Annotated in this window: 30 protein-coding genes and 4 pseudogenes; all 34 read right to left on the minus strand. The window is 36.5% G+C overall.

Annotated elements, in window-relative coordinates; all coding sequences use genetic code 11:
• Positions 1-507 (minus strand): annotated as a pseudogene (locus tag DWW60_RS12645) (hypothetical protein); the annotation flags it as partial.
• A 420-nt stretch (positions 508-927) separates the two neighbouring features.
• Complete coding sequence (locus DWW60_RS12650) at positions 928-1,422, minus strand: hypothetical protein (protein ID WP_021984481.1); 495 nt, start codon at positions 1,420-1,422, stop codon at positions 928-930.
• 212 nt (positions 1,423-1,634) lie between these two features.
• On the minus strand, positions 1,635-2,543 hold the full coding sequence (locus DWW60_RS12655) for a hypothetical protein (protein WP_117875511.1): 909 nt from the start codon (positions 2,541-2,543) through the stop codon (positions 1,635-1,637).
• Positions 2,544-2,762: 219 nt separating this feature from the next.
• On the minus strand, positions 2,763-3,809 hold the full coding sequence (locus DWW60_RS12660; RefSeq protein ID WP_055224462.1) for a virulence RhuM family protein: 1,047 nt from the start codon (positions 3,807-3,809) through the stop codon (positions 2,763-2,765).
• A 391-nt stretch (positions 3,810-4,200) separates the two neighbouring features.
• Positions 4,201-4,386, minus strand: a complete 186-nt coding sequence (locus tag DWW60_RS13540) for a hypothetical protein (protein ID WP_199414464.1) — start codon at positions 4,384-4,386, stop codon at positions 4,201-4,203.
• A gap of 790 nt (positions 4,387-5,176) precedes the next feature.
• Positions 5,177-7,321: an ATP-binding protein gene (locus DWW60_RS12675; RefSeq protein ID WP_199414465.1), complete on the minus strand. Its 2,145-nt coding sequence runs from the start codon at positions 7,319-7,321 to the stop codon at positions 5,177-5,179.
• Between the two features lie 145 nt (positions 7,322-7,466).
• Positions 7,467-7,850 (minus strand): hypothetical protein, encoded by a 384-nt coding sequence (locus DWW60_RS12680; protein WP_243002963.1) that lies wholly within the window; start codon positions 7,848-7,850, stop codon positions 7,467-7,469.
• 645 nt (positions 7,851-8,495) lie between these two features.
• Positions 8,496-9,545 carry an FUSC family protein gene (locus DWW60_RS12685; protein WP_117875513.1) on the minus strand — a complete coding sequence of 350 codons (1,050 nt, stop codon included), beginning with the start codon at positions 9,543-9,545 and terminating at the stop codon, positions 8,496-8,498.
• Between the two features lie 33 nt (positions 9,546-9,578).
• Positions 9,579-10,622, minus strand: coding sequence for a HAMP domain-containing sensor histidine kinase (locus tag DWW60_RS12690; RefSeq protein ID WP_055145211.1), 1,044 nt, complete (start codon positions 10,620-10,622; stop codon positions 9,579-9,581).
• Positions 10,622-11,293 (minus strand): response regulator transcription factor, encoded by a 672-nt coding sequence (locus tag DWW60_RS12695; RefSeq protein WP_003698938.1) that lies wholly within the window; start codon positions 11,291-11,293, stop codon positions 10,622-10,624. Before DWW60_RS12695 ends, DWW60_RS12690 begins: the two co-directional genes overlap by 1 nt.
• Positions 11,294-11,311: 18 nt before the next feature.
• Complete coding sequence (locus tag DWW60_RS12700) at positions 11,312-12,745, minus strand: phospholipase D family protein (protein ID WP_117875514.1); 1,434 nt, start codon at positions 12,743-12,745, stop codon at positions 11,312-11,314.
• Between the two features lie 538 nt (positions 12,746-13,283).
• Positions 13,284-13,868: a hypothetical protein gene (locus DWW60_RS12710; RefSeq protein ID WP_004851524.1), complete on the minus strand. Its 585-nt coding sequence runs from the start codon at positions 13,866-13,868 to the stop codon at positions 13,284-13,286.
• A gap of 66 nt (positions 13,869-13,934) precedes the next feature.
• Complete coding sequence (locus DWW60_RS12715) at positions 13,935-14,255, minus strand: type II toxin-antitoxin system RelE/ParE family toxin (protein WP_004851526.1); 321 nt, start codon at positions 14,253-14,255, stop codon at positions 13,935-13,937.
• A complete protein-coding gene (locus tag DWW60_RS12720; protein ID WP_186814605.1) occupies positions 14,255-14,557 on the minus strand; it encodes a type II toxin-antitoxin system RelB/DinJ family antitoxin in 303 nt (100 codons plus the stop codon). The genes DWW60_RS12715 and DWW60_RS12720 overlap by 1 nt, the downstream gene beginning before the upstream one ends.
• Before the next feature lie 54 nt (positions 14,558-14,611).
• Positions 14,612-14,926, minus strand: a pseudogene (locus DWW60_RS12725) (tyrosine-type recombinase/integrase); the annotation flags it as partial.
• Positions 14,927-15,115: 189 nt separating this feature from the next.
• The gene (locus tag DWW60_RS12730) at positions 15,116-16,492 is read right to left on the minus strand and encodes a sensor histidine kinase (RefSeq protein WP_055145201.1); all 1,377 of its coding nucleotides are present in this window, start codon (positions 16,490-16,492) and stop codon (positions 15,116-15,118) included.
• Positions 16,480-17,142 (minus strand): response regulator transcription factor, encoded by a 663-nt coding sequence (locus DWW60_RS12735; RefSeq protein WP_117875515.1) that lies wholly within the window; start codon positions 17,140-17,142, stop codon positions 16,480-16,482. Before DWW60_RS12735 ends, DWW60_RS12730 begins: the two co-directional genes overlap by 13 nt.
• A 14-nt stretch (positions 17,143-17,156) precedes the next feature.
• Positions 17,157-17,897 (minus strand): lantibiotic immunity ABC transporter MutG family permease subunit, encoded by a 741-nt coding sequence (locus DWW60_RS12740; RefSeq protein ID WP_021737750.1) that lies wholly within the window; start codon positions 17,895-17,897, stop codon positions 17,157-17,159.
• Between the two features lies 1 nt (position 17,898).
• Positions 17,899-18,630, minus strand: coding sequence for a lantibiotic immunity ABC transporter MutE/EpiE family permease subunit (locus DWW60_RS12745; RefSeq protein WP_004853398.1), 732 nt, complete (start codon positions 18,628-18,630; stop codon positions 17,899-17,901).
• The gene (locus DWW60_RS12750) at positions 18,623-19,336 is read right to left on the minus strand and encodes a lantibiotic protection ABC transporter ATP-binding protein (protein WP_117854318.1); all 714 of its coding nucleotides are present in this window, start codon (positions 19,334-19,336) and stop codon (positions 18,623-18,625) included. Before DWW60_RS12750 ends, DWW60_RS12745 begins: the two co-directional genes overlap by 8 nt.
• A gap of 170 nt (positions 19,337-19,506) precedes the next feature.
• Positions 19,507-19,629, minus strand: coding sequence for a zinc-ribbon domain-containing protein (locus tag DWW60_RS12755; RefSeq protein WP_243002964.1), 123 nt, complete (start codon positions 19,627-19,629; stop codon positions 19,507-19,509).
• A gap of 163 nt (positions 19,630-19,792) precedes the next feature.
• Positions 19,793-20,227: an NUDIX hydrolase gene (locus DWW60_RS12760; protein WP_008402203.1), complete on the minus strand. Its 435-nt coding sequence runs from the start codon at positions 20,225-20,227 to the stop codon at positions 19,793-19,795.
• A gap of 39 nt (positions 20,228-20,266) precedes the next feature.
• Positions 20,267-20,587 carry a hypothetical protein gene (locus DWW60_RS12765; protein WP_117875516.1) on the minus strand — a complete coding sequence of 107 codons (321 nt, stop codon included), beginning with the start codon at positions 20,585-20,587 and terminating at the stop codon, positions 20,267-20,269.
• Positions 20,588-20,599: 12 nt separating this feature from the next.
• Entirely contained in the window at positions 20,600-20,884 is a 285-nt protein-coding gene (locus tag DWW60_RS12770) for a hypothetical protein (RefSeq protein ID WP_117875517.1), read from the minus strand.
• Between the two features lie 217 nt (positions 20,885-21,101).
• Entirely contained in the window at positions 21,102-21,428 is a 327-nt protein-coding gene (locus tag DWW60_RS12780) for a hypothetical protein (RefSeq protein ID WP_117807256.1), read from the minus strand.
• Positions 21,429-21,491: 63 nt separating this feature from the next.
• Entirely contained in the window at positions 21,492-21,866 is a 375-nt protein-coding gene (locus DWW60_RS12785) for an SMI1/KNR4 family protein (protein WP_015534763.1), read from the minus strand.
• Positions 21,867-22,040: 174 nt separating this feature from the next.
• Positions 22,041-22,403 (minus strand): DUF6017 domain-containing protein, encoded by a 363-nt coding sequence (locus DWW60_RS13735; protein WP_243002965.1) that lies wholly within the window; start codon positions 22,401-22,403, stop codon positions 22,041-22,043.
• A 4-nt stretch (positions 22,404-22,407) separates the two neighbouring features.
• Complete coding sequence (locus DWW60_RS13740) at positions 22,408-23,043, minus strand: hypothetical protein (protein WP_243002966.1); 636 nt, start codon at positions 23,041-23,043, stop codon at positions 22,408-22,410.
• Entirely contained in the window at positions 23,040-23,411 is a 372-nt protein-coding gene (locus DWW60_RS12795) for a hypothetical protein (RefSeq protein WP_243002967.1), read from the minus strand. The genes DWW60_RS13740 and DWW60_RS12795 overlap by 4 nt, the downstream gene beginning before the upstream one ends.
• Positions 23,395-23,523 (minus strand): annotated as a pseudogene (locus DWW60_RS12800) (ParA family protein); the annotation flags it as partial. The pseudogene DWW60_RS12800 and the gene DWW60_RS12795, both read right to left, overlap by 17 nt.
• 19 nt (positions 23,524-23,542) lie before the next feature.
• On the minus strand, positions 23,543-23,788 hold the full coding sequence (locus tag DWW60_RS12805) for a hypothetical protein (RefSeq protein ID WP_008402103.1): 246 nt from the start codon (positions 23,786-23,788) through the stop codon (positions 23,543-23,545).
• Between the two features lie 237 nt (positions 23,789-24,025).
• A pseudogene (gene rlmD, locus DWW60_RS12810) lies at positions 24,026-24,577 on the minus strand (23S rRNA (uracil(1939)-C(5))-methyltransferase RlmD); the annotation flags it as partial.
• 140 nt (positions 24,578-24,717) lie between these two features.
• Positions 24,718-25,296: an ATP-binding protein gene (locus tag DWW60_RS13545; protein WP_199414466.1), complete on the minus strand. Its 579-nt coding sequence runs from the start codon at positions 25,294-25,296 to the stop codon at positions 24,718-24,720.
• Positions 25,297-25,349: 53 nt separating this feature from the next.
• Positions 25,350-26,267, minus strand: coding sequence for a hypothetical protein (locus DWW60_RS12820; RefSeq protein WP_117875518.1), 918 nt, complete (start codon positions 26,265-26,267; stop codon positions 25,350-25,352).
• Between the last annotated feature and the right edge of the window lie 323 nt (positions 26,268-26,590).

A 26,590-nucleotide genomic window follows, 5' to 3' on the forward strand; every position in this document is an offset into this window, starting at 1 on the left:
TACCGGCATTCCTATATACAGTGAAAACTCTAGCCAAAACAGGAATCCGAACAGGCAAAGTCCTATAATAGCCATATAATAACGCCCTAAAGGAATAAGGCACAAGGTACAAAACATTAGAAACAATGGCAATATCATTTTGACAAGATATTCCCGTCTTTGAAATCTTTTTAATAAATCCATTTCCATGCTTTGATATTTAGGTTTCTCAAAATGGTGCTCATTGAGATAGATCACATATTTCTCATGCCACTCAGAGCTTTCAAAATAGCTGCCATCCATATATTGCACTTTCGTCTCCTGGGCTTTCATATCTGCTTTGCTTTCCTTGCAATAGGCATAGATTAAATATACAATGATCATCGGACAAGCAATACATGCCGCATATTTTCCAGCCATATCTCCTCTGACAAAAAACAGGAGCGGTCCTATAAGCACTATAGAAGCAATATACACAACCAATGATTTCTTGGTCATGGCAAACGGAAATTTGTCATTTCTCCCCATATAATTCTATTTCCTCCAACTACAAACTCATTTCCAACAAAGAGTCCATCTGTTCGCAGACAACCAAATATCACCGATACTATTCCAACAGACAATCGCTGCATCTACAAATTTTTGCCCCTTCTTTAATTTCTTTATTCTATAAACATTTTTTCCTGCCAAAAACACAGTTACATAATCTTCAAAAAAGCCCTCTAGTCCACTTAAACTAGGACTTTACGCGACAGTAAGCAGACCATTTCTGTGTGTTCCGTCCACGGAAATAAATCCACAAGCGCGATTTTCTCCACTTGATACATCCGCTTGCGTCTCGGTGTGCCACAGGTACAGGTTGTAACGTATCTCTCATTTTCAGAGGGACTCTTCTTCATGACAAAAGCTACGTCACCACAATATTCTTTATTTAACAAAATAATATCTTTATTTACGAAAATCATAATTAAGATATTTGTTTAGTATTGATAACCCACTTTGAAAAATCTCCAAACATTTATTTTTTTCATCAACATTAAAACTAGGATGATATTCTTCATTTTTTAGAAGTTTCAAATTACTTCCATAGAATAACTTATTATAAATATCAACAATTTCTTCATCATTATAATCTCCTACAAATTCTTCATTTAGTGATTTTGATAAATCACTAAATAAATGCCATGTATCTATTAAACTTTGACAATTTTGCGATATTTCTACATTATCTATTAACTCGGTAATTTTAGATAGATAAAAGACTGTTATTCCTTTTTCAAAAATAATATGTTCCTTATCCGCAAATATATTTGCTTCTTCGACACTAGAAAAAACTAACAGCCGTTGATTAAAAAGCAAGAAACCATCTTCATCGTTGCTATACCATATAAAAAAATAAGTTAATCCATTATAAATAATTTTTGTCAAATAATATTTCGTCATAACTTTGTTCCTAATTATTCCAAATCTTCTTTTGTTGGTAGTCTGCGGATTTCTCTTCCATCTGTGCATTTGCGCGGAACATCCGATATTCCGGCGGACAAGTTTTCAAATACTCGGATTGACAAATCATCTAATTCTGTTATAAAATGTATCTAGAAAATGAGTTTTACAACCGTACAGTTTTTACTCAAGCGGCTCACTCGTTTCTTTTTTTATTCATTTTCTTTATGCTCGTTTACAGAAAGATTTCCTATCAAATCTTCACCAATTTTGCAAGTGGATAACTTATCAATTGCCATTTGAACCTGAAACTCATTTAGTTCGATCTCAACATCGTAAATGTTTCCGCTTCTTGGCAGTCTGACATGAATAACTGCAAAATGCTGATACTCCTCCGTATTATAAATTCCATCCTCATACTTCTTAAGACGTACTATTTTTCTTGATATTCCTTCCACCAACCGATAATCTATTGCATATATTTTTTTCTCTGTAAATCCATGTAAATGTGTAGTTCCAAATGCTAAAGCATTTGTTTTATAGAAAAGCATTTGACTTTTTAAATATGACGCTTCAAGCTCCTCATAATCAATATCGCCCTTCAACCACTTCCGTACCGGCATTCCTATATACAGTGAAAACTCTAGCAAAAAAAAGAATCCGAATAGGCAAAATCCTATGATAGCCATATAATAACGCCCTAAAGGAATAAGACACAAGGTACAAAACATTAGGAATAATGACAATATCATTTTGACAAGATATTCACGTCTTTGAAATCTTTTTAATAAATCCAGTTTCATGCTTTGATATTTAGGTTTCTCAAATGTGTGCTCATTGAGATAGGCTACATATTTCTCATGCCACTCAGGGCTTTCAAAATAACTGCCATTCATATATTGTGCTTTCATCTCACGAGCTTTCGTATCTGCTTTACTTTCCTTGCAATACGCATAGAGCAAATATGCAATGAGCATCGGACAAACAATGCATGCCGCACATTTTCCAGCCATATCTCCTATGACAAAAAACAGAAATAGTCCCATAAGAACTGTAAAAACAATATACACAACCAATGATTTCTTTGTCATAGCGAATGGAAATTTGTCATTTTTTCTCATATAATTCTATTTTCTCCAACTACGAACTCATTTCACAACAATAGGTACAACTATTCGCGTACACATTATCCGTCAGAACCACCTAAATACCGCATAAACTCAAGGTTTCTTGCTTAGCAAGCAGACGGTCTTCACATGAAAAGACAGCACTCTATGAATTACCGATTTGTGTCTGGAAGTTACTCATCCGAACCCATCCACATCATCACTGGTTTCATGCTACTTCTTCGCATTCTCTTCCAATTCCAACATGTACTTATCAAAATCAGACATGAACAGCCTATCCTGAATAACACGATATTTTTCAAATTCAGTTTCAGCTTTTGCCTTGGCAATCTCAGCAGTGATTTTGCCTGCATCCTGAAGAACATCTCTGTCGTCGGCCATCAAGAATAAATCCAAACGCTTTGCCCAATCCTCCATCGTCATTGGAATATGACGTTCCGCCCGATCCTCTGCCAAATCCAGATAAGCAGATACAATACGCTCTAATGAACGCATTTCCTTCTCTGAAAGATAATTCTTCGCAACACTCACATCACTTTTTACAATCTTGCCTTCCGGCGCTGCTGCCCAAGTAGTTAATCCCATGTGTGGCTTATCTGCATCAGCCCGCTCATAAATCAACTCTGCTGCTGTATGTCCGTGAACTGCATAATGCATCTTGTTTTGAACCTTTGCAAAGAACTGCTTTGTTGTTTTTGCTGTTCGGTCATAATCAAGAGCTGTAGCATAGATGTCCGTTATTTTCTGATAAAATCTCCGCTCAGAGAGACGGATCTCACGAATCTGCTCAAGCAGGCGGTCAAAGTATTCTACTGTAAGCACAGAGCCACCATTTTTCAGACGTTCGTCATCCATGACCCAGCCTTTAATAGTGTAGTCTTTCACGATACCATTGGCCCACTTGCGGAACTGCACCGCTCGCTCATTATTAACCTTGAATCCGACCGCAATAATCATTTGGAGATTATAATGCTTTGTATCACGAGTCACCTGACGGGAACCTTCCGTTTGAACTATCCGGAAATTCCGGATAGTTGAATCTTCCTCAAGCTCTGAGTCGGAATAAATCTTCTTAATATGCTCATTGATTGTACGAACATCCACATCATACAATGTGGCCATCATCTTCTGTGTCAGCCATATATTCTCATCCTCATAGCGCATCTCAATACTGTCCTGCTGACCACCGATAGAGGCAACATAGGTTAAATATTCTGCTGCACTGGAACGGATGGTTATTTCATCCTTTTTCTTTTTCAAATAAGAGGTCTCCTTTTGCAAATACTTATTTATTTCTCCAATATTTCTGACAAATGGCGCACATCCCCATGTCATTTACTCTCAGTGGAGAAAAATACTTCTTTATGTTTCTTGAAAATACAGTATTATATTCCCCATTGCCATCTCTCGAAGTAATCTTGTCTGGCATATCCGGGTTATAACCCATTGAGCCACAGCAAATGCATATATTCATCCATTTCGCCATCTTGGGGTATTGTTTCAGGTAGTTTAGGACTTCGGTTTTTCTGTCCACTTGGTCTCATTAGTAATCTTTCTTCATATTCTCATCAACTATAATCCAACGTCCGCTTTCCTTCTATTGCTCCATGCCTCGTGGTTGTTGCAATTTTTGCAACAACCACTTTTTCATCTAATTTACCTGTTTCAAATATTTTTTCAAATGTCTGCTTATTCCGGACTTATCCACCCCAAATATCTCAGACATACCTTTCTGAGATACCCAAATGCTTTCATCCGCTATATATGCATCAACTGATACATCACCTTCATCTGAATGATATAACACCATTTCCATTTGTTTATCAAAATCAGTCATAGAATTCCTTTCTGAATCATATACTTTTGATTTGACATTTTTACATTACCCTGATTCACCATTGCGTACTGCATGGTAGTGTCAATTTTGGAGTGACCAAGTATTTTCTGCAAGTTCAAAGTATCAGGCGCACATTAACACGGTACTAGATGCACCTACCCCCTTGTGACTTCATCTTTAAAGACATCTTAATTATAGTACATGCGGAAACAATTCTAAGATAGTTCATCCATCATAATTATGTCAACAGTGTTGACACTTTTCATTATCCTTATAATGCTAAATAAGACTACATGCCTTTTTATATCCACTATAGGGTGTTGTCAATACATTCAAACGTAAACAAAAGATGTATTATTATATTTTACTTTATCCCACCATGTTAAACCAATTTACCAAACGTCATTCTCGGAGTATCTTTTCCACATAATTTATTAACACAAAAATTTACAATCCGACTTATCGAAAACAATTTTTAAAACGTTCAAGTATGTTTGTATAATAATCTCTTTCACCTATAAAATGCATATATGGAATTGATTGAATCCATACACTCTATGATTAATAATCTACATATTTAATTTACAGCATCAAAATATCCAATGATTCCTATATATCCGTCTTTCTTCATAGGAGACCACAATGTATGCAGTTTCAGACTATACATCTGGCTACCATTTTCCACCTTCGCTTTTATCTGCACAGAGTATTGATATCCAAAAGTGTTAAATTTTGAATCATCTACAATGAGTATTTTTTGTTTCTTGTCCTTCTTATTTCTCTTTAGTGATTATTGATCAATAAATTGGGCTTCCTCCCTCCCAAGTTTTATATTTCTTATGGTTTTCTTCAGCAACTTCATATCAACTGGTTTTGAAATATGAGCATTCATTCCAGCAGCGAGAGAGTGCTGCATATCCTCTGAAAATGCATTGGCAGTCATGGCAATAATCGGGATCGTCTTTGCCTGTTCATGTGAACTTCTACGTATTGCCTCCGTTGCCTCATAACCATTCATAACAGGCATTTGTACATCCATCAAGATCATATCATACTCACCGGGCACGGACTGTTCAAATGCTTCCAAAATCCTTTTGCCATTTTCACAAATAGTACACTCTGCACCTTCAAGCTTTAATAATTCCATTAAAATTTCTGCATTCAACTCATTATCCTCTGCACAAAGGATGCGCATTCCATCCAGAATATCACTATCTGTCTCATGCATTTCTATCTGTTCTGTCGAAGAAACTACTCTGTTCTCCACAATTTTTAGATTTAAGATTACTTCAAAACTACTTCCGCGATTTGGTTCGCTTTCAACCTCAATCGTTCCCCCCATCGATTCAACCAGATTTTTAGTGATTGCCATTCCCAGACCAGTTCCCTGTATTTTGTTTGTTACGGAACTTTCTGCACGAGTAAACGCGTCAAAGATAGTTCCTTTAAAATCAGCAGACATTCCCATACCATTGTCACTGACTATAAAATGATATTTTCCATATGTAGAAGAGTTTGTCTCACTTTCTTCTGCTATAAACTGGATTATTCCACCTTCCTGTGTGTACTTTATTGCATTAGACAACAGATTACTGAAAATCTGCATCAGATGAACCTTGTCGCCATTTACCCACTCATGTTTAAGGTTTTCTTTTGTGATTATAAAACTCTGATTTTTTTCGTTTGCCTGTGAATGAAATATTGTATTGAGTTCTTCTATAGCATCCAGAATAGAAAAATCAGAATATTTGAAAACTGTTTTTCCAGCTTCAATCTTGCTCATATCCAAAACATCATTAATAATTCCTAATAGATGCTGAGAAGAAATAGCTATTTTATCTGCATACTCTATAACTTTTTCTTTGTCGCCGGCATTATGTCTGATTAATGATATAATACCAATGATTGCGTTCATAGGTGTGCGAATATCATGCGACATATTGGATAAAAAATCTGTTTTTGCCTTATTTGCATTTTCAGCGGTTTGTAGAGCCTCAATAGCAATGTTCTTAGCCTTTTTCAGATTTTTATTAGCTTCTTCCATTTCGCTTATGGCCATTGCCTGAAGCTCATTGTTTCTTTTTTCAAATTTAACTTTTTGATTTGCAATACTGAATCTGGAAATACTGTAGAATAATCCAGCAAAAAGCAAGAGTATAAATCCTGTCATGAGCATTGTAGTAAGCCCAATCGTTTTCTGGTATTCTTTCAACACATTATCTACTGTCGCTTTTTTTACAATACAAATCAACATCGTATTGTTGCTTTCTATCGGACAATATCCCAAATAATAAGGCTCATCTTTCCCCATAAGTTCTACTCCCTTTTTTCCCCCCGCAATCTTTTTATTCAGAGAATCAAACTCTTTTTCTGTTATAGCATGATCACTTTTCAAATGTTTCAGTAATGAATAATTTCGAAAAAAAATGTCATCCTTCTGGTTCGTATAAGTAATATTTCCATCATCATCCAACATGAAGAGATATGCACTTCCATCATATCCTCCAAGATTTAACATGGAGTCTAATTTCGAATGATCATACACTGTTCCAATCGCTGTATAAGTTTCCCCATTAATCATATATTCCTGACATGGAATTGCTACCAAATAACCGTCTTTTTTCACTTGTTCAAATTCCAAAGCGACCAATTTTCCAATATTAGATCCGTTTCTCAAATCCAGCAAAAGCTTACTAGGCATATCAACTTTCAGTTTTGTTCCATCTGAGGTTATAGCTTTTCCATTTTCCTGTAGAAATAAAAGTGTACTCTCAGATTCTTTTTCCCATGCATTAAAAAAGATTCGGTTATTTTCTGTTTCAAGGGATATTTTCTTCTCTTTACACAGATAGCCCTCAACAAAATGTAACTGTCTATAGTATCCACTCACTTGCATATCATAGGTCTGTTGAATCTGTTCGACAACAGCTTCCATACTGATTTCTCCATTTACCTCAATATATGTATTCATCCTATTCAACAGAAACTTTACAAAAACAAAACTTGAAAGAATGAAAATTATGACAAACAATGGCATTATTATTTTTTTTCTCTTAATTATCTCTTGTTCTATTTGCACTTTATTTTTCAACCTCTATATAGTCTTCTGGTGCTGACGGTTGCTGCCCATTTGACATGGCCGCAATCCATGCACTAGATAATGTTGTATCCCCTATTTGCTCAATAGCACATTTTGGATTAATTTTTTTCAAAATAGATTTTGTCGTATCCGTAAGAAGAATGGAATATTCTTTTTCTGTGTCTATTTTTTTATCATTTATTGTTATATCCTTTAATGAGAATCCGTTTTCTTCGTTTTTGACAATTATTTTCATACCAGATGCAATCGGCAACTCACCATGCTCTTTAAAATAGCTATATAAATCAGTGTCATTATTTCCAATAATAAATTCAATATCCTGATCTGGAAACTGCTCATGGATATAAGGAGCAATATTTTTCATTAAACGATTTTCCCACAGATACACGGTAAGGTGATCGTTTTTTTAGATTGTCCATATCCAGCCAAAATACCAGTTACTAAAAGTACACCAGACACCAATGCGGCCAGATAACATTTTGTTTTTTGCATACGTCAAATTCCTTATTCTTTCGATTAAAACACATTTCAATATTTTCGTTTTACAAGCCCTTTAGCTTTGTGTCACAGATTTTCATCTGCTTTGTCTCAATTCTTTTTATTATAGCATTTTATTTTTTCACGTCCATATTTTTCACGTTAATGTAAAAAATGAAACACTTACATATATACAGAAACAAAGAAATTAATCAAGAAATATGGAACCCGAGATCCATTTGAGATCATGGATCAGATGAACATTGTTGTCGGGGAAACTTCCAGATATAAGACACTGAAAGGATATTGTTTTATGAGCTGCAAGATGATACACTCTACAATATGACGGATAATACAGAATACCAGGCTTATCATATGCCGATGGAGATTCAGAGCAATTTCCTGGCGAAATAAAGTAAATAAAGATCCTGTTCTATATATAATAGTATGAACAGGATCTTTTTATAATGATTTATTTTCTATCTAAAATTTTATTAAACCGACTAAAGACTCCATAGTTTGTGTGTTTGACTTACTGTTTATATCTATCTTTTTTAGACATAAACCAATAAAATATAACACAAAATGCTAAAGCAAACACAACACCATAAACATTTTGAATCACTCTAAGACTAACCGCTCCTTGTAGTCCATAAGTCTCTGTAGCAATGGCTAAAGCACCAAATGTGTTAAATACTGCCTGCCAGCCATATTGTGCTGAAAATCCTACACCGATTCCACCAAGAATTCCTATATATGCATAGATTGACGAAGGAAGCAGAAAATATAATACTGTAAAACATATAACACCTGCAATATTTCCGACAATCCTTTTACGGACTCTGTAGTGCATATCTTCCATAAACGGCAAAATCACGGACATGGCCGCAATACCAGCCCACATTGCACGTGGCATATTACAAAGTTCTGCAATGCAAATGACAATCGGTACGCATAAAATCTGACATATCTGCCATTTTGTTCTGGAAGAAGTGATATCAAATTCTTGTATCAGATCTTTCAGATTTCTTTTATAATTTCTGTTTTTATGATTTCGATAAAATACGAAGCAGGTAAGTGCTGCACCTAAAGCCATTCCGACTAATCGCATCTGATAACTTTTTCCCGTAACATCATAACCATATAACAGCAGATACCCAAGAACCAATGTAGATTGATTAAACATGAATGGATTATGGCATCCGAACAGAATCAACACAGCCAGTGCCGCAATATTTAACAGCATTCCCAATACCGGTGAAGACTGATTTGCTAAATGCGGACATACAGTCATAATTACAAAGAACAAAGCCAAAAGCACCGTAGATTGTCCGGTGCGGATCCCCAGATCCGCATTTCTAAACACCATGAGACATAATAAGACTACTACACCTACAATGCTGTTCTCATTTCCAAATAGGATGCTGAAAATACTAACAAAGAAAAAACAAAATGCCATTGTAACAGCTATCTTCACCAGATATACCCACATATGATATAATTTTTCTTTTAGTGTTTCACTCTTTTTCAACAGGTTTTTAGAACCTGCCTGATTTAACTGCAACTCCTGATAAAATGTCATATAAATTCTCCCATCTTCTAATTTATCTTAAAACTATATAATCTCATCTTTCTGCTTTGGCAGCTCTATAACAAATCTGCATCCACCATATTCACGGTTTTCTGCTTTGATTGTTCCTCCGGCACTATCTACAATCCGTTTTACAAGTGCAAGACCTAGGCCATTTCCTTCTGCTTTATGAGATCCATCTACCTGATAGAACTTGTCAAATATTCTGGATTTTACATCATCCTCTATTCCTGGTCCTTCATCTTCCAGAATGAACTTAACAGAATCCTGTTCTTGTTTCAGAAACATCGTAATTGTCCCCTTTGAAGGGCTGAACTTAATCGCATTATCCAAAAGATTTATCCAGATATGCATAAAAAGTTCTTCATTCCCAGTATATTTAACTTCCTCCAATTCTACCTGAAAACCAATTTCTTTTTCTGTCCATTTTGTTTCCAATGAAAGAAATGCCTGGCGAATCTGTTCATCCAGACGATATTCTGTTTTTTTCATTGGTATATTCTGATTCTCTAACTTGGATAACAGCAAAATATTACCAACCAATCCGGAAAGTCTTTGGGTGTTAAATAAGATTTTTTCTACATATTCCTCTTGATCCGGAGACAGTTCTTCTCCCTGAAGCAGCATTGTATATCCTTCAATTGCATTAATCGGGGTCTTAAACTCATGAGAAACATTAGATACAAAATCCATCTGCAGCACCTCTGTTGCACGAAGTTCTTTTGTCATAACGTTAAAACTTTGATAAGATTCTCCAACTTCTGCTATACGGCTGTTAGTTTCCAAATGCTGTTCAAAATCTCCCTGAGAAACTTCCTTCATTGCTTTACTAAGTCTGGTAATTGGTTCCAGCAACTTTGCATTAATAAAGGAAGTAATCAGCCCTGCAATCAATGTATTGAAAATCAAAAGCCAACCAAGCACAGGTATGCTGCCTGGCAGATTAAAAAAATGATTCAAAAAAGCAAATAATAAAGCAGATATGACTGTTGAAAATACAAGTGCCAGCCAGATTGCACCAGTCAGACAGGATCGGATCCGCAATCCTTTTTCTTTCTTTTGTTCCATTATTTTTTCACCACCTTGTATCCAATTCCACGCATTGTTACGATTTCAAAATCAGGGTTATCTTTAAAACGCTCTCTGATTCTTCCTATATGTACCTCTATCGTATGTGGGTCTGCCTCCGTCTCGTATCCCCATACTTCATCCATCAACTGTTGTTTTGTAAATGTTCTGCCTGGCGAAGCTGCAAGCTTATATAAAAGCAGGAATTCTTTTTTAGGCAAAACAAGACTTTCCTTATCAGTTGTAACCGTCATTGCATCATAATCAAACTCTGTTGAACCGATCACAATTTTGTGTTCATTCAGTATCTGTGCACGGCGAAGCAGTGCTCCGACTCTTAAAACCATTTCATTCACATTTACCGGTTTTACCATATAATCGTCACTTCCTGAAAGAAATCCCTGGCGCATATCATCAAAGGAACCTTTCGCAGTGATCATAAGTACCGGTATCTGATATCCTGCTGAACGGAGTTCCGACACCAGTTCATAACCATCCATAACCGGCATCATAATATCGGAAATGATCAGATCAATATACTCTTTATCCAATACTTCTAATGCCTGTGCTCCATCCGATGCACTTTTGACCTGATATCCATTCTTCTCAAGCACTTTTTGGAATAGCTGGCTTAATTCTTTATCATCTTCTACAATTAATATTTGAAACACGATCTTCTTCCTCCTTTATCAGAACAGATATCTTGCCCATCCAAGCAGATGCTGTACCAAAAGTACGTTTCTCTGACGCTTCTTTGTCAATTCAATTGGCTCTACATGATACGGATCACGATAGGTTCCATCTTCCAATACCTGTCGGGACACTCTTTCATATTCCATCATGCCCTCTTCCAACTGTTTATTAATATCTTTACTGCGTATTACAAGCATCAGTTCCGTATCCAGATATGCACTTCTCATGTCCATATTAAAGGAACCGATTACAGACAGATCATCGTCAATCAGAATACTTTTTCCGTGGTATGAATAACCGCCTTCATATTCCCAGATATTAATTCCTGTACTTAAGATTCTATTTCTGTTTTTCGCATAATCGGCAGACCCAAATGGATTCCTATTATTCGCAACTGAATTTGTCATAATAGAAAAATCTGAAACGTTCTCTGCAATCTCCTCCAATGTATTATACATCATATCATTACAGATAATATATGGCGTGTGGATCTTCACACGATTTTTTGCATTTTTCATCAATTCTCCCAACTGATACCACACTACTGGTTCTTTGGAACCTGTGTGAATAGGATTTGACACTAATGTAATCTTTTCTGTCTCAAAAGTTTCGTCCGTATAATCGGTCTCGCAGATTCTTTCCTTATTCTCCTCAAAATATTTCTGATAGCTGTTCTGCAGCTCTAAAACTGCGTTCTTTACAGATTTTCTATTTGCCAGTTTTTTATTGTTATGAAAATAACCACTGTCTTCCTGATTCCATATGGTTTCAAAATACTCTGACAACTGGTTAACTGAATTTTCTTTCTCAGGTTCATCGCAAACCACTAACACGTCTCTGTCATAGTTCTTATGTCCCGGAAAATCACCCAGGAAATAATTGTGTGTATTTCTTCCCCCAAGAATATATCTCTTTCCATCTGCAATCAAATATTTATCATGCATTCTACCCATCATTTTCCACGGTTTCAATGGATTGGCCTTATTATACAGTTTAATTTCAACATTCTCATGGGAAGATAGTCCATAGAAATACGGATTTCCTTCCATATCAATCCAGCTCTCCATTCCATCTACTAACAGACGAATATGTACACCTCTGTCTGCCGCATCATGCAGTGCTCCTAAAATCAATTTTCCACTTTCATCGGATTGAAATGCAAAAGTAGAAAAAATAATTTCCTTTTTTGCATTCTTGATCAAACGCACTCTTTGTAAAAGCGCTTCTGGATTCTTTTCTATGATTACTGCCCGTTCTGTATTTTCACTGCATTCGTTCCATGACCCATTTTTTGTTTCTTTTTTGGTTGTATTGGACACTTCCGGCTGCTTTTTATATGCAACGCAGATTCCGAGCAATTCATAAAAAGCCACACATAAAAAAATTGCCAGTATAACAAGAAGGATTTTACATATTTTATGCTTTATCATTGTACATCACCTGATTCCTTTTTATTTCATACTTATACAATACAAAGTCAATCTCAATTTAACCTCAACAAAATTTATTTTTCATGCAGTAATCAGATCTATGCTGACAGTCACAATCGCCTTTCCTGTCTGGAACGACTCCTGCGTCAATTCATCGACCATTGTTCTGTCCTCCCGATATTATTTTCTCTATGCTTCCTGTCCTGTGTGGGTGGTCTTACCCACGGAATACCATTTTTGCTATACATCAGGTATCCTCCTTCTTTTTTATTTGAACTTCTGGACAATTTGTCCAAAAGCTGCTTTCTTGTTCTTTGTCCATGAAAGGACAAAAAAGAGCATTCATGCTTTTACACATAAATGCTCTGACGCTGTTTTATTATAAAATTGTCTTAGCTGTTGTTCCCTACAAACTGGAATTGTATATTAATTTTTCTTATTTAGCCTAATATGGAAATCGTTGGCTTTAGAACATTCTTCATATGTAAGATTAGTTTCATTCATTAAAAACTCAACAGCTTCCTCCTTTGTATTATAATTAGATTTTTCTTTCATATATCTTAACAAATTGGTCATATATATTCTTCCGTACTTCTTCTGACAAACCGGCGTATTTTGTATCCAACACCTTTTTTACGGCTTCGTACTTCCTATTTTTATCTTCTATATCCGGGCCACGGTCATAATTAAACCTCACATCATAAAAAATGTGTTTCATATCGTTACTTAAAGCTTGTAACACTCGAAACCCTTTCATAGAAAACTTTCCTTCTTTTATACCATTCTCCACACAGGGCTGTCTCGCCCAATCCATCATAAACCAATTCTCCATTGGCATATTTACACCATATCCGGAATCTGACAAAAAGTCATTTATCTCATTCCAATTTATCTGTAACGGCAAATCGTTTTCTTTCGCAAATAAATAGTCATCACGCTGTAATTCCTGTTTTTTTCGCTTTCTTGTATTTCTTTCATAAACAATCCAGTATATTACCATTGCTGCTATAATACACACGCTAAATATCTTTGTAATCATGGTATTTCCTTTATAAATAATCAAGTATACTACGGTTACTACCGCAATACTTATGCTGAGTACCTTTATAATCAAACCATTCATTGTGTATCTCCCTATCACTAAAAATTGGAAATTAACAAGTCGACAAATTCAAATAAACGCGTGCTTTTATAGCTCGCCTCTCAAACGTGCTTCTATATCAGATGCCGTGTATAACACATCCGTTACAATTACCCTTTCGTCACGGATTATGTAAAACACTGAATAATTATCGACGAGCATTCTACGCAACTCCATTCTCTTTTCCGGCTCAGAATCCATAATCCTAAATCGTTCTGGGAAAGTGTCTAATGTAAGTATTTCATCAGCAATGAGATTATATTGCCCCATTGCATTATCCGGAGCAAGCAAATCTATAGCAATATAATTGTATATATCTTCCATATCCTGCAAAGCTTCTTTTGTAATCTCTACCTTATATTGCTTCATTAATGCCTCTCTCTAAATGCCACAAACGCACTAGCTGCATCCTCAACATTTCCTTTCTCTATATCGGCATATCCTTTTTCTAACTTTTGATGAATCTGTGTAACAGACATCATATCTGCATTCACTGAATTAGCTGCTTTTGGTAATACAATAGAAAAGGGAATTCCTCCTACTAATGATATTTGTTTTAAATACATATCTATAGCAGTAGCCATTGGTATCCCTAATTGTGCCAATACTCTTTCTGCATTTTCTTTTACATCTGGATTTACTCTTATATTTAATGTTGCTGTTTTTCCCATAGAATACACCTCCATCTTTCTTTTATTGTAACGTCTTTTGCGTTACAAGTCAATCTATGAAATATATTTTCGATGCGATAGCTTCACATTGTTTTGATTAACCATTGCATATCTGAACGTTGTATCTATTTGCTCATGTCCCAGAATTTTCTGTACCTGTTCAATCGGCATACCTTTCTCAATTGCTCTGGTGGCCATAGTCCTTGGGTGTACCTTTTCTACACCTAACTTCTTCCCCATTTCTCGTAATCGTAACTCCACACCGCTTTCAGTAAGTCTACTGTGTGGTTTGTTTAACGACACAAATAACGCTATATTATTATCTGTCCTTGATTCAATATACTTCAACAAATGAATTTTGGTCTTTGATAACTATATTAGAACTGCCAGCAAGATAATAAACGCAACAGTCAGACATATTGGCAATCCCTATAGTTACCATCATTTGCTGTAGAAGTCGCATATCTCTGTCGTACTCCGCTTTTTGTCTGTTAGCGAGATACAACGTTCCAATTAGCAGTATACTAATAATATTTACATAGCTTAATTGCGGTCTATTTAGCTTGTTTCTTGACTACTCAGGAAAAATATTTCTACCCTCGCCCCACCTGTATTTTCAGAATTTGAAAGTTTAATACCTCCACCATATTTTTCAGCCACAGTTTTTGCAAAAAATAGTCCCATCCCATAATGGGCTTCGCCATTTCTACTTGTGTCATCCATAAAAAACTGCTCTGTGCCATGCAATAATGCTTCTTTTGTAAATCCTGATCCGCTATCCTCCACAATGAATGTCAGCCGGCCATCCTGCTCCTTTGCGTCAATATAAATGATTCCATTTTCTTTTGTATGCTCCACTGCATTCTGAATCACATTCATTACGGCCCGGAACATTGGATCATAAGCAATCGTTACCTTTTTATCACTTTGTCCCGCCTTCCAATCTATTTTCTGGTGATAGATTTCTACCAGTCCGAGTGCCTGTTCCTTTATATCTGCGAAAAAATCTTCTAACCTCACCGTTGTATAGGTAACATCACTGCAATTCCATGATTTTGTGACATCTATCAACTGTTTTACATAACTTTGTATCTGTGTTGTGCCGTTCAAAACATAAGTGATATTATTCTTCTGTTCTGTGGTCAGTTCAGTCTCTGAAAGTAGTTCTGCATTTCCCCGTACAATCGTAAGAGGTGTTTTAATATCATGCGCCAAAGCAGACATCTGTTGTTTCTTTTCCTGCTCTGTTTTCCACTGCTTTTCTAAAGATTCTCGCAATGCATCTCGCATATCATCGATTGCCGATAAACAGTCATCAAACTCTTTGATACCGGAACAGGATGTCTCATATTCCAGATTTTGATCCTTTATTTGTCTGATTGCGTCTAATACAGGCTGCATCTGCTTTTTGATTCTTTTTCCAAAACGTATGGACGGAATGATGATAATCGCTACCGCTCCAATCACTGACATAATACTCATCACATTCTGTGGTCCTATAAAATGCTCCCTCAAAAAAGCTGAATGATATTGAGGTGTCAGGCGATATTGCAATACAACATATTCATTTTCCCTTACAATTACTTTATAAAAATATTTCCCGGATGCGTTTCCGTACTTTGCAACATTCCATGCTATCTGTTCGTATTGTTCTGACAGATCTCCACCTATTTTCTCTCCATTCTCTGAAAAGATTACATAATCACAAAGTGCAGGAATCATCTCAGCAGTTACTTTATCCGCACGTAAAATCGTATCATATGCTTCATTAATCTTTTGCTCTGCATAATTCGCCGGATAGATACAGCCCACACTAATCAAAAGGTACAGCAGCAGCCAAGCAACAATCACCAAACCTACTAATGATCCAAGCATGACCAGTACATATCTCATAAAAATCCAGCTGAGTGCATTGCTTCTCTTTACTCTTCCCATTTATATCCAATCCCCCAGACTGTTTTTATCGGTGTATAATCATAATCCGCAAATTTTGCTCTTATATTTTTGATATGCGTGATAATGGTACTGTCATCACTCTCACTGTCAAAACCAAAGACCTCTTCTAAAATCTGTTCTTTCGAGAAAACCTGTCCTCTGTTTTTAGCCAGAAATTCACAGATTTCGTACTCCGCTTTCGTAAGAGGAAGTTCCTTATCATCAACCAATAGTTTCTTTTGAGATATTTGAATACAGACCCTCCCCAAAACCATCCGGACAGAATGTTCCCTGTGCTCTCTTCTAAGATGTGCATTGATCCTTGCCCGAAGTTCCATCACTCCAAATGGCTTTGAAATATAATCATCTGCTCCCAACGAAAGTCCGTTCACCAGACTTTTTTCCTCCGTTTTTGCGGTAAGAAACAAAATCGGACAATCCACAAGTGCCCTGATTCTTTTGCATAATTCGAAGCCATCAATTCCAGGCATCATAATGTCCAGTAAAATCAGGTCATAACGATGTAATTCTTCCATATTAATTTTTAGTGGATTACTTACTTTGGTAACCAGATGTCCATCCTTATTCAAAATGCTTTCTATCATTTCCAAAATTGCCGGTTCATCATCAACTGCCAGTATTTTTGCCATAGTTTCCCTCGATTCTATTCCGATATTCTGTTTCCTTCCCAGTGGTTTACCCACCAAAAATAGTATACCATACTAATCCCTGTAAATATTAAGCAACCTGGTATGAATGACAACCATTCACCTACACTAGTTTCTCCCAATACAGATTGCAGATAAGTATATGGTACTCTACCCGTCCAGCAGACAAATACATATTTCCACACATAATCTCCAAGTCCGGTAAGCATCAATGCACTAATTAGTCCTGATATAATCCCTGCTCCAATGGATACCCCTTTTCCAAACTGAAAAGCCAGAATCAGCTGCCACAGATAAAGTGGAACACTGCTTCCCCACAGCAGCAATGCTGCAAATATACATCCTTTCATGATTTCGATATCGCTTGATGCGATTCTTCCAAATCCAATTCCGAATATGATTGCTGTCAATAGGATAGAGCACAGACACAAAACCAGTAGCATCAACAGTTTCGATAAAAATGCTGTAAGTTTATCTGGTAAAGACAACAGGTTTTGAAAATTACCTGCATTTTGTTCTTGTTCCATCACACTTGCTGTAAAAATTCCAATAAGTACCGGAAGTCCTGCTCCTATTGCCTGATAAAATGCAATCACTTTCATATTTTCATTCCATGGTGAAAAAAAGTAATATATTAAAAATATAACGCTGGTTATAATCGGAATCAGTAAGTGTGCCAGAATCACAGATGTTCCTTTCATCTTTCGCAAGTCTGCATTAAGAGATCTTCCAATCATCTTATTTCACCTCTCTTCTCTCAAACCATTTCAAAAACAGAACCGTTACAAAAACAAACCAGATGATTGAGAGACACATTCCCGGAACAATGACTCCCGTATCCAAAAGAGGATTCCCTGCTTCTGCGGCAAGTCCATTTGGTAAAACATGAAGCAACGGGCACATCATTCGCATAGGGATTGCAGAAACAAGTACATACCAGATTCTGGTTTGTGATATTACCACACCGCTGACGGTAATAAATAGGCAGACGAACAGGTTTACAATCATTCCAAATCGTTCACTTAAAAATAAAGCTACCGGAATCTCCCATAACTCAGAAACCGTCAGAAACAATACTGCAATCAACGCTCCTCCAACTGGAACATGTGTCGTTAGAAGAAAGCCTCCAAGCGTTGCTCCTGCAAACACAATCACATTAGAAAACAAAATCATGTACCCAATATAAATAATTTTCCCCAGCAACAATTTTCTTCTGTCTGTGGGAATAGTCATTAAATGATAGTATTTTATCTTTTTCTCCTGCGCCACAGAAAGATAACAAAATAGAGCAATCATCCCCGGCAGCAAAAGTGTATACCACCAGTTCCAAACACTTTCTGCATAAGCATTTGTCATCCCAAGAGTAAATATAAATGCCATGACAAATGTAAGAAGAGGAAATCCCCAGATAAACTTTTTTCGCATGGTTCTTTTGGCTTTTTGATGTTCTGCTTTTATAATATTAACCATGGATTTCACCTGCTTTCTGGTTTTTTCTTACCACATTCATAAACAAATCTTCAAGATTATCTCCCTGCTTTAATGCTCCTTCGTATCCTAAGATTCCACCTGAAATAATCCCGACTTTATCTGCAAGTAACTGTACCTCTGAGAGAATATGACTGGAGAGAATTACAGTGATTCCCTGTTCCGGAAAAGACCGGATCAGCTCTCGTAATTCCTCGATGCCTATTGGATCTAATCCATTCGTAGGTTCATCCAATATCAAAAGTTCCGGTTCTCCAAGCAATGCCATTGCAATGCCTAGTCTTTGCTTCATCCCCAAAGAAAACTGTCCTGCTTTCTTCTTTCCGGTGTTTGTAAGTGATACAATCTGCAAGACCTCATCAATTCTGTTTTCATCTGTACCAAGCAATAATTGTCTTACCTTCAAATTCTCTCTGGCGGAAAGATTTTCATAAATAGGCGGATTTTCAATTAACGCTCCTATTTTTGATAAATCTTTCCTATCTAAAAGTTTTCCATCAAAGTAAATCTTTCCTGCAGTTGGTTTCATCATACCAGTCAACATTTTCAATGTGGTAGATTTTCCCGCACCATTCGGTCCAAGCAGTCCATAAATCTGTTCCTTTTCGATATTAAGTGAAACATTATTTACCGCTTTCTGTTTTCTAAAATATTTACATAGATTTTGTGTCTGCAACATCATTTCCATCTTTACTATCCTTCCTTCCATATTTCATTTCTTACTGAAATATAACCTAACAGAAAAAAATAAAGATTTGATGAAGATTTATTCCCGTATGGAATAAACCATCAATTGAATATCATTATCAGAACTCGGCTTTCCACTGAAGTCAGCAAAGCTGTTACAAATACGAAGTCCTAATTTACAGAATATACTTTTTTATTTGAACCGAAAGTAATGTCATCAGGTGTAAGCGGTAAGTTCTTCTCCGACCACTCCGAAACAAGCTCCGGGTGTACTTCTGCTAAACTGTTGTTCATAGCCAAACCTCAACCTCCTTGTGCTTAGAGTATATGAAGTTTTGGCTTTATCTTGTAGTTTGCGAATATCCGTATAAATAGAAAAAACCCTTTGAGAAAAGGATTTCTCCTCTCTCAAAGGGCAAGTTGGCAAACTGAAAGTTTCCGTTGCTTATCTTGATTTTTATATAAAGCCTCTTTTTTTTGCTTCTTCAATCAATATAGGTTGAATTAAAGGATATGTCCAATTATCAACTAACTTATCTGAAATCAATATTTTCTCAATCTCACAATGTAATTCCACGAATGAGCTAATGTCTGCAATAAATAACATTCCAAAAGTTTCATCATCAATATTTTCATTTACTCGTGTCTTTCCTTTAACAGAATACACACATATTGGTTCAATTTTAAAATCAATTGCCCCTGTTTCTTCTTGTAATTCTCTTTTGGCTGTTTCAAAAATACTTTCTCCAGGTTCTCTGTGACCGCCTGGCACTTCATAAGTCTCTCTTTCTTTGTGTTTACAGAATACCCACTTGTTGTCTGTTTTTGATATTATTACTGCAAACTTCAAAAGTTCATCTGCGACATTGTCATAAAATTTAACTTCTACCATTCTACCAATACCTCATCAAATTCCGATTTTACTTTCTTCTTAGTGGAACAAGTTATTATCCACAATATATTTTAAATTACATCTATTTAACATCCATGATTTATTCCTTGCCCCATTTTGATATTGAATAACCTGTTCTTTACATTCGTCAGATAAACCCTCATATATTTGTTGTGCTTTATCTTTAATTATTTCCTGACCTAAATTATCTGCCACAAAGTCAAGATACACATTATATTTTTCAAACCCTTCAAAGAAAAGATATCGTATAGCTGCATTATAATCTTCATCAAATCTTTTTACCAAATCCATTGCAGTATCTCGAAATCTTTTTTCTAATATATTCTTCGTTTCAAGCAATTTACTTTCCGTTTATATATCATACCAATACCCATCTTTGGGATTATAACTCATAGATGCTATTACATTGTCAACTGGTAATTTTCCGTATTTTTTATAAATAATCCTCAAATCGGCATTTACTTCAATACTCTGCCCAGATGCATTCCATTTTGACGAGAAAAAGTTTATTTCAAACACAATGTCTTTTACTGTTTTCTTCAAAATACCACTTTTTAAATACTTAAAGCCAGTTACTGTTGACAACTCACATATTAATCTTGTTTTCGTTTCTTCAACACTTAAAATATTTTCCATTTTTTCTCCTAATAACCCATGTGAAACTTCAAAGTTTATTCTCTGTCATTCAACAGTTTATTTACTCTTTCAACTGGAAATCTGTCTTCAATATCAATTATCTTTATTATCAACTATTATAATTCCTACTATCACAAAAATAACACTTATAACAGATAATAGTAACCCTCCGTTACATTTTGCCCGGTAAAATTATTTGGACGAACTTAGGTATTTACTAATTTTTATATTTTACCGTCCAATTACCTTCAACACTTTCTGAGGTTGCATATTGACCGTAATCTAACACTGCTAAATCCCTCATCGATTCATCTATGCTTAAAATTTCACCTAAAGAAACCACTCTCGCATCTTCTTCCTTATGGTTTTCGCCGCATAAAAACTGCCAATACCCGTCCTCATCGTGAGAAACGTATAATATAGGCTTATACCCCTCCAACACATGGTAGCAGGTAATGCAGGCAGTGTCAGGACTATCTTCAAACGGAAATTTTCTATTATCCGCTTTCTTTTCAACTCTTTTAAATTTATCAAGTAATCCCATAATTTAATCCTCTCTACAACTTCAAAGCTTATGATCTGTTCGTCATATAACCAACAACAGAATCTACTCCCATAGTGCATTAATTTTATCTGGAAGTAATTCTATCTCCGTTCCAAGCAAAGCAACATCATCTTCATCTATTGGCACTGGTACATTAAAGTAGTTTCCCTTATTATCAATTCCATAAAGTTCACCACCACCATTTGAGCCAATAATAATGTGACCCGGCAAAATTTCTTCAATTTCATAATCATCATTTATTTCTTGCAATTCTTCCAACGGATATAATATAAGCCAGGTTTCACCAATATCGCCTTCACCACCATTATGTTTTTTCATCAATTCTATGTAATCGTTTGGCAATACCACGTCATTTATTTTCTCTATAATTTCTCCAAAATAAGGCGAATTAAATTCAAACATTCCCCATTTTTCCATATTATTCACCTCGTCGCTAAATTCCGATTTGTAAAACTGTTGCATTGATTATATCAAAGAATCATGCTTGCAGCAATCTCCTTAAAACGAGAGGCAGGTGTGCCTCCTGCCCCTCAAAAGGAAAGGAAGGCGAAAAATATATAGTCAACTGCTGTTTCCAGCAGCTATGAATCGTTACTTACCATAGAAGTCATGGTTTACTTCTGCTTTATAGTAATTACTACATGTTACAGGAGCATTATACAGTGTCGTGAGCATATAGCTTCGTATGTTGCGTATCTTTGTAGTATTGTTGCGAAGGCATTGCAGCACATACTCCATCGTATGAAAATCTATCTTCTCCAATCTGCTCCGAACAACATCATATGGGAAATCATATTTATTGATACGGATTACTGGCTGTTTAACCGCTATGGTCTCAACCATCAGCTCCACCAATTCGTTTATGTCCATCTTCTCTGTAGGATGGCACTGAAGCAATACGTCATAATCAATATTGTCTTTGATAAATGAGCGCACTTCATCCATCCTATCCATCGCATCAGTTTTCACGCCTGTGCCTGATGGAATGATAGGATAGGTAATCTCCTCTGTATTTTCTGTAGTATTCTTTGTATTTGTCCCACAAAGTTTTGTAGGAGGTGGTACAAAATTTTGTAACAGGCTTATTTGCTTGGTTTTCAGCCTGTTTTTGTATTTCTTCCCCTGTGTTTTCTACATCTTCGTCATCTCCTGGTATGTTCAGATATGTACATGTGTAAAGTCTATCAACGCATAGATCAATATACATGACATTATTTAAGACCATTCCGCTATTTGTTTCTATGTTACGGAATTCACGACGGATCACACCGATTTCCTCTAATCTGTCAAACGCTGCCTTCACACTTCTCCGTGATTCTCCAAACTGCTCGGCAAAATCATTGTAGGTTTTCTGTAGCAAATCCTCTCGAAACTTTTTTCTGTAATCAATTGTCATGCCGCTATGCTCGTCCCGTACTTCCACAGGACGATACCAATACACGATTTCCGACAACACACAGATAGCGAGGAGGTATGGCTTGCCATTTTCACGCAAAATTGTTTTATACCAATTTACCGGCGTAACATTTCCACTGATGTTCATTTCTGCCAGTGCATCCACCGACGCATTACCGGTATTTACGATGTTTGTCATGCCTTCTCACCTCTTTTCTTCCATTCATCCAAAAGGCTTATTATAACCTCTGTAATCTTCTCTTCTGTGTATTCATCATCAAAGTAGTCATCCAATCTGTCTGCCTTGAATGTTACTTTTCTCGACTTCGCTGACACCTGTTCCGGAAGCATGATGTTCCTCACTTCTTCCTGTGTAAGCATATTTTCCCGGCAAAATGCCTTTAGTCTTGCTGACTGTTCTATATTGGGGAATACATTCCTGTCGAGTATTATATCGAGTATCCACTGCTGCTGCTCCTCGTTCAGATACGAAAGATCAACACCCTGAATAAAACCAATCTTTTTCCTGTCAACAAAGTCAAGCAGTTCATCCCTGACTATCCGCATCTATAAGTAGTACCTTCTTGCCTTCTCTTACCAAACCTATACCTAAGTTCACTGTTGTCGTAGTCTTTGCTACTCCACCTTTTTGATTCACGATTGCTATTACTTTACACATACCGTTGTACCTCCATTCCCTATCGAATCACCATGCCACTTCCTACATAGTGACATTTTTCTTCTACCTGCATAACGTTACTTGGTTTCTTACCAGAATCCTTTTTCTTTCTTGATACTTCTGCATACACACGTTTATATTTATCTGTTCCAACATTATCGAAAAAAGTTGAAACATTATTCACGTCAAATCGCTTATCTCTCTGAAGTAAACGTACAAACCAACGTATGTCATTTTTTGTCCCTTGAAGCCTTATCTTTAACATATTGACACCTCCTTGAATAGAAAATAAAAGGCAGGGATATTCAATATTTTGTAATTAAATATCCCTGCCAAATTGGCTATTTTATTCACTTTTATTCATCAAAGAATATTGTGTCCCTCGTGTCGACTCTATAGCCGACAACGACATGAATTCTGTCCACTATCTGCTTTTTATTCCTTTTCACATCGGTTCTGCCGAAATTGAAAAAGCTGCAAAAGTGCGTAAATTCAAGGATTTTCACGAATCTGTACGACGTAGCCCTATTATAGTCTCCACATGCCCGCTGTGACAAAACTGGTCAACAACCGCCACCTTCTTCGCCTCATACCCCTTCTCCTGAAGTATCTTCACATCCCTCGCCAGGGTTGCCGGATCGCAGCTCACGTAGACGATACGCTCCGGTGCCATGTGGACCAGAGTGTCCAGAAGTACCTGATCGCAGCCCTTTCGCGGTGGATCCACGACAACAATGTCTGCATGGGAACCGTCGCCGCCTTTTTTGTATATGTCGGGAACGACTTCCTCTGCCTTGCCAACGAAGAACTCGGCATTTGTGATCCCGTTGATCTCGGCGTTGTGTCTTGCGTCATCTATAGCCTGTGGAACGATCTCCACTCCGTATACCTTCTTTGCCTTCTGTGCGAGGAACAATGATATGGTTCCTATCTCGCAGTACATATCCCACACGGTCTCGTCGCAGGACAGGTCCGCATACTCCAAAGCCTTGTTGTACAGGACATTTGTCTGGACAGGATTTACCTGATAGAAGGACAATGGGGATATCTGGAAAGCTTCTCGGTGTCAGGTGCACATGAACATACTTATTCATGTTCTGTTCATCTCTCGTTCATCTGCACCTGACACCTTGTGCTTATTGGAACCGCAGCCATGTAGGTATTCATCCATTTTGGGGTATTGTTTCAGGTAGTTTAGGGCTTCGTTTTTTCTGTCCATGGGGGCTCCTTATCAAACTGCTTTTCTGTTCTCAATTTATACTTTCTGTTTCGATTTCCGCCAACTGATTCAGCATCTTCCATCTTTGCTAATATTACACGGGTTCTTTCTGCACTCAGTCCAATTACCATCGAAATAGCTCTGGCACTTGCCAATTCATTTTCAGTTAAAAAATTTCGTATTTTTTCTCTATGGATTTCCGTTTTTGTCGTTTGTTTTTTATCGTTTGGTTTACCCGCTTGTTTCTTCGCAAATTCAAGCGTTAAACGGGTTCTATCTGGATTGTAGCTTTCCTCAACAACAGGAACAGCCCAACCTTCATTTCCCCATACCTGGTAAATATCCAGGATACCACTACCAGCTCTTTCTCCAATGCCAATCATATTAAACATCTTCATCAATGTCTTATTTCTAGGATCTGAGATGCCACCACGGAGCATCTGTTTCTTGCCTGTTCGGATACTTCCAGGATTCTCGAACAACCTTATGAACTGGCGTATCATCAATTCTCGTAATTCCTTCCAGTTTAAAAGGTTTCTTAATATCTTTAGCAATTTTACTATTCACCCTGAAAAAGGAATCAAAAAATTGCTCATTTTATTATTGTCTATATTACAGCCTCATTTTCTTTATGCTCATTTACAGAAAGATTTTCCATCAAATCTTCACCAATTTTATAGACGGATAACTTATCGATTGCCATTTGAACCTGAAACTCATTTAGTTCGATCTCAACATCATAAATATCTCCGCTTTTTGGCAATCTGACATGAATAACTGCAAAATGCTGATACTCCTCAGTATTATAAATTCCATCCTCATACTTCTTAAGGCGTACTATTTTTCTTGATATTCCTTCCACCAGCCGATAATCTATTGCATATATTTTTTTCTCTGTGAATCCATGTAAATGTGTAGTTCCAAATGCTAATGCATTTGTTTTATAGAAAAGCATCTTACTTTTTAAATATGACGCTTCAAGCTCCTCATAATCAATATCGCCCTTCAACCACTTCCGTACCGGCATTCCTATATACAGTGAAAACTCTAGCAAAAAAAAGAATCCGAATAGGCAAAATCCTATGATAGCCATATAATAACGCCCTAAAGGAATAAGACACAAGGTACAAAACATTAGGAATAATGACAATATCATTTTGACAAGATATTCACGTCTTTGAAATCTTTTTAATAAATCCAGTTTCATGCTTTGATATTTAGGTTTCTCAAATGTGTGCTCATTGAGATAGGCTACATATTTCTCATGCCACTCAGGGCTTTCAAAATAGCTGCCATTCATATATTGTGCTTTTGTCTCATGAGCTTTCATATCTGCTTTGCTTTCTTTACAATACGCATAGAGCAAATATACAATGATCATCGGACAAACAATGCATGCCGCACATTTTCCAGCCATATCTCCTATGACAAAAAACAGAAATAGTCCCAGAAGAACTGTAAAAACAATATACACAACCAATAATTTCCTGGTCATAATAAATTGAAATCCGTCTTTTTTTCTCATATAATTCTACTTTCTCCAACTACGAACTCATTTCACAACAATGGGTACAACTATTTGCGGACACATTATCCATCAGAGCCACCTAAATACCGCATAAACTCAAGGTTTCTTGCTTATCAAGCATACCATCTCAACATGGCACGATACCTTCTGATTGATGTCAAGCTTTGTGCCCGTTCGCGAAAACATATCCTGTCAAAACGGAAACATGTCCATACCTTCTGAAACCACACATTCACAGCTACAAACAGATGCAATCTGTAGAAAAATTGACATCCATATTAAAGTGTACCCTTTGTCAAGGACACTATGACTTTTCCTTT

Origin of the sequence: Coprococcus sp. AF16-22, from assembly GCF_003461545.1 — a bacterium.
Taxonomy (GTDB): Bacteria; Bacillota; Clostridia; order Lachnospirales; family Lachnospiraceae; genus Coprococcus; species Coprococcus aceti.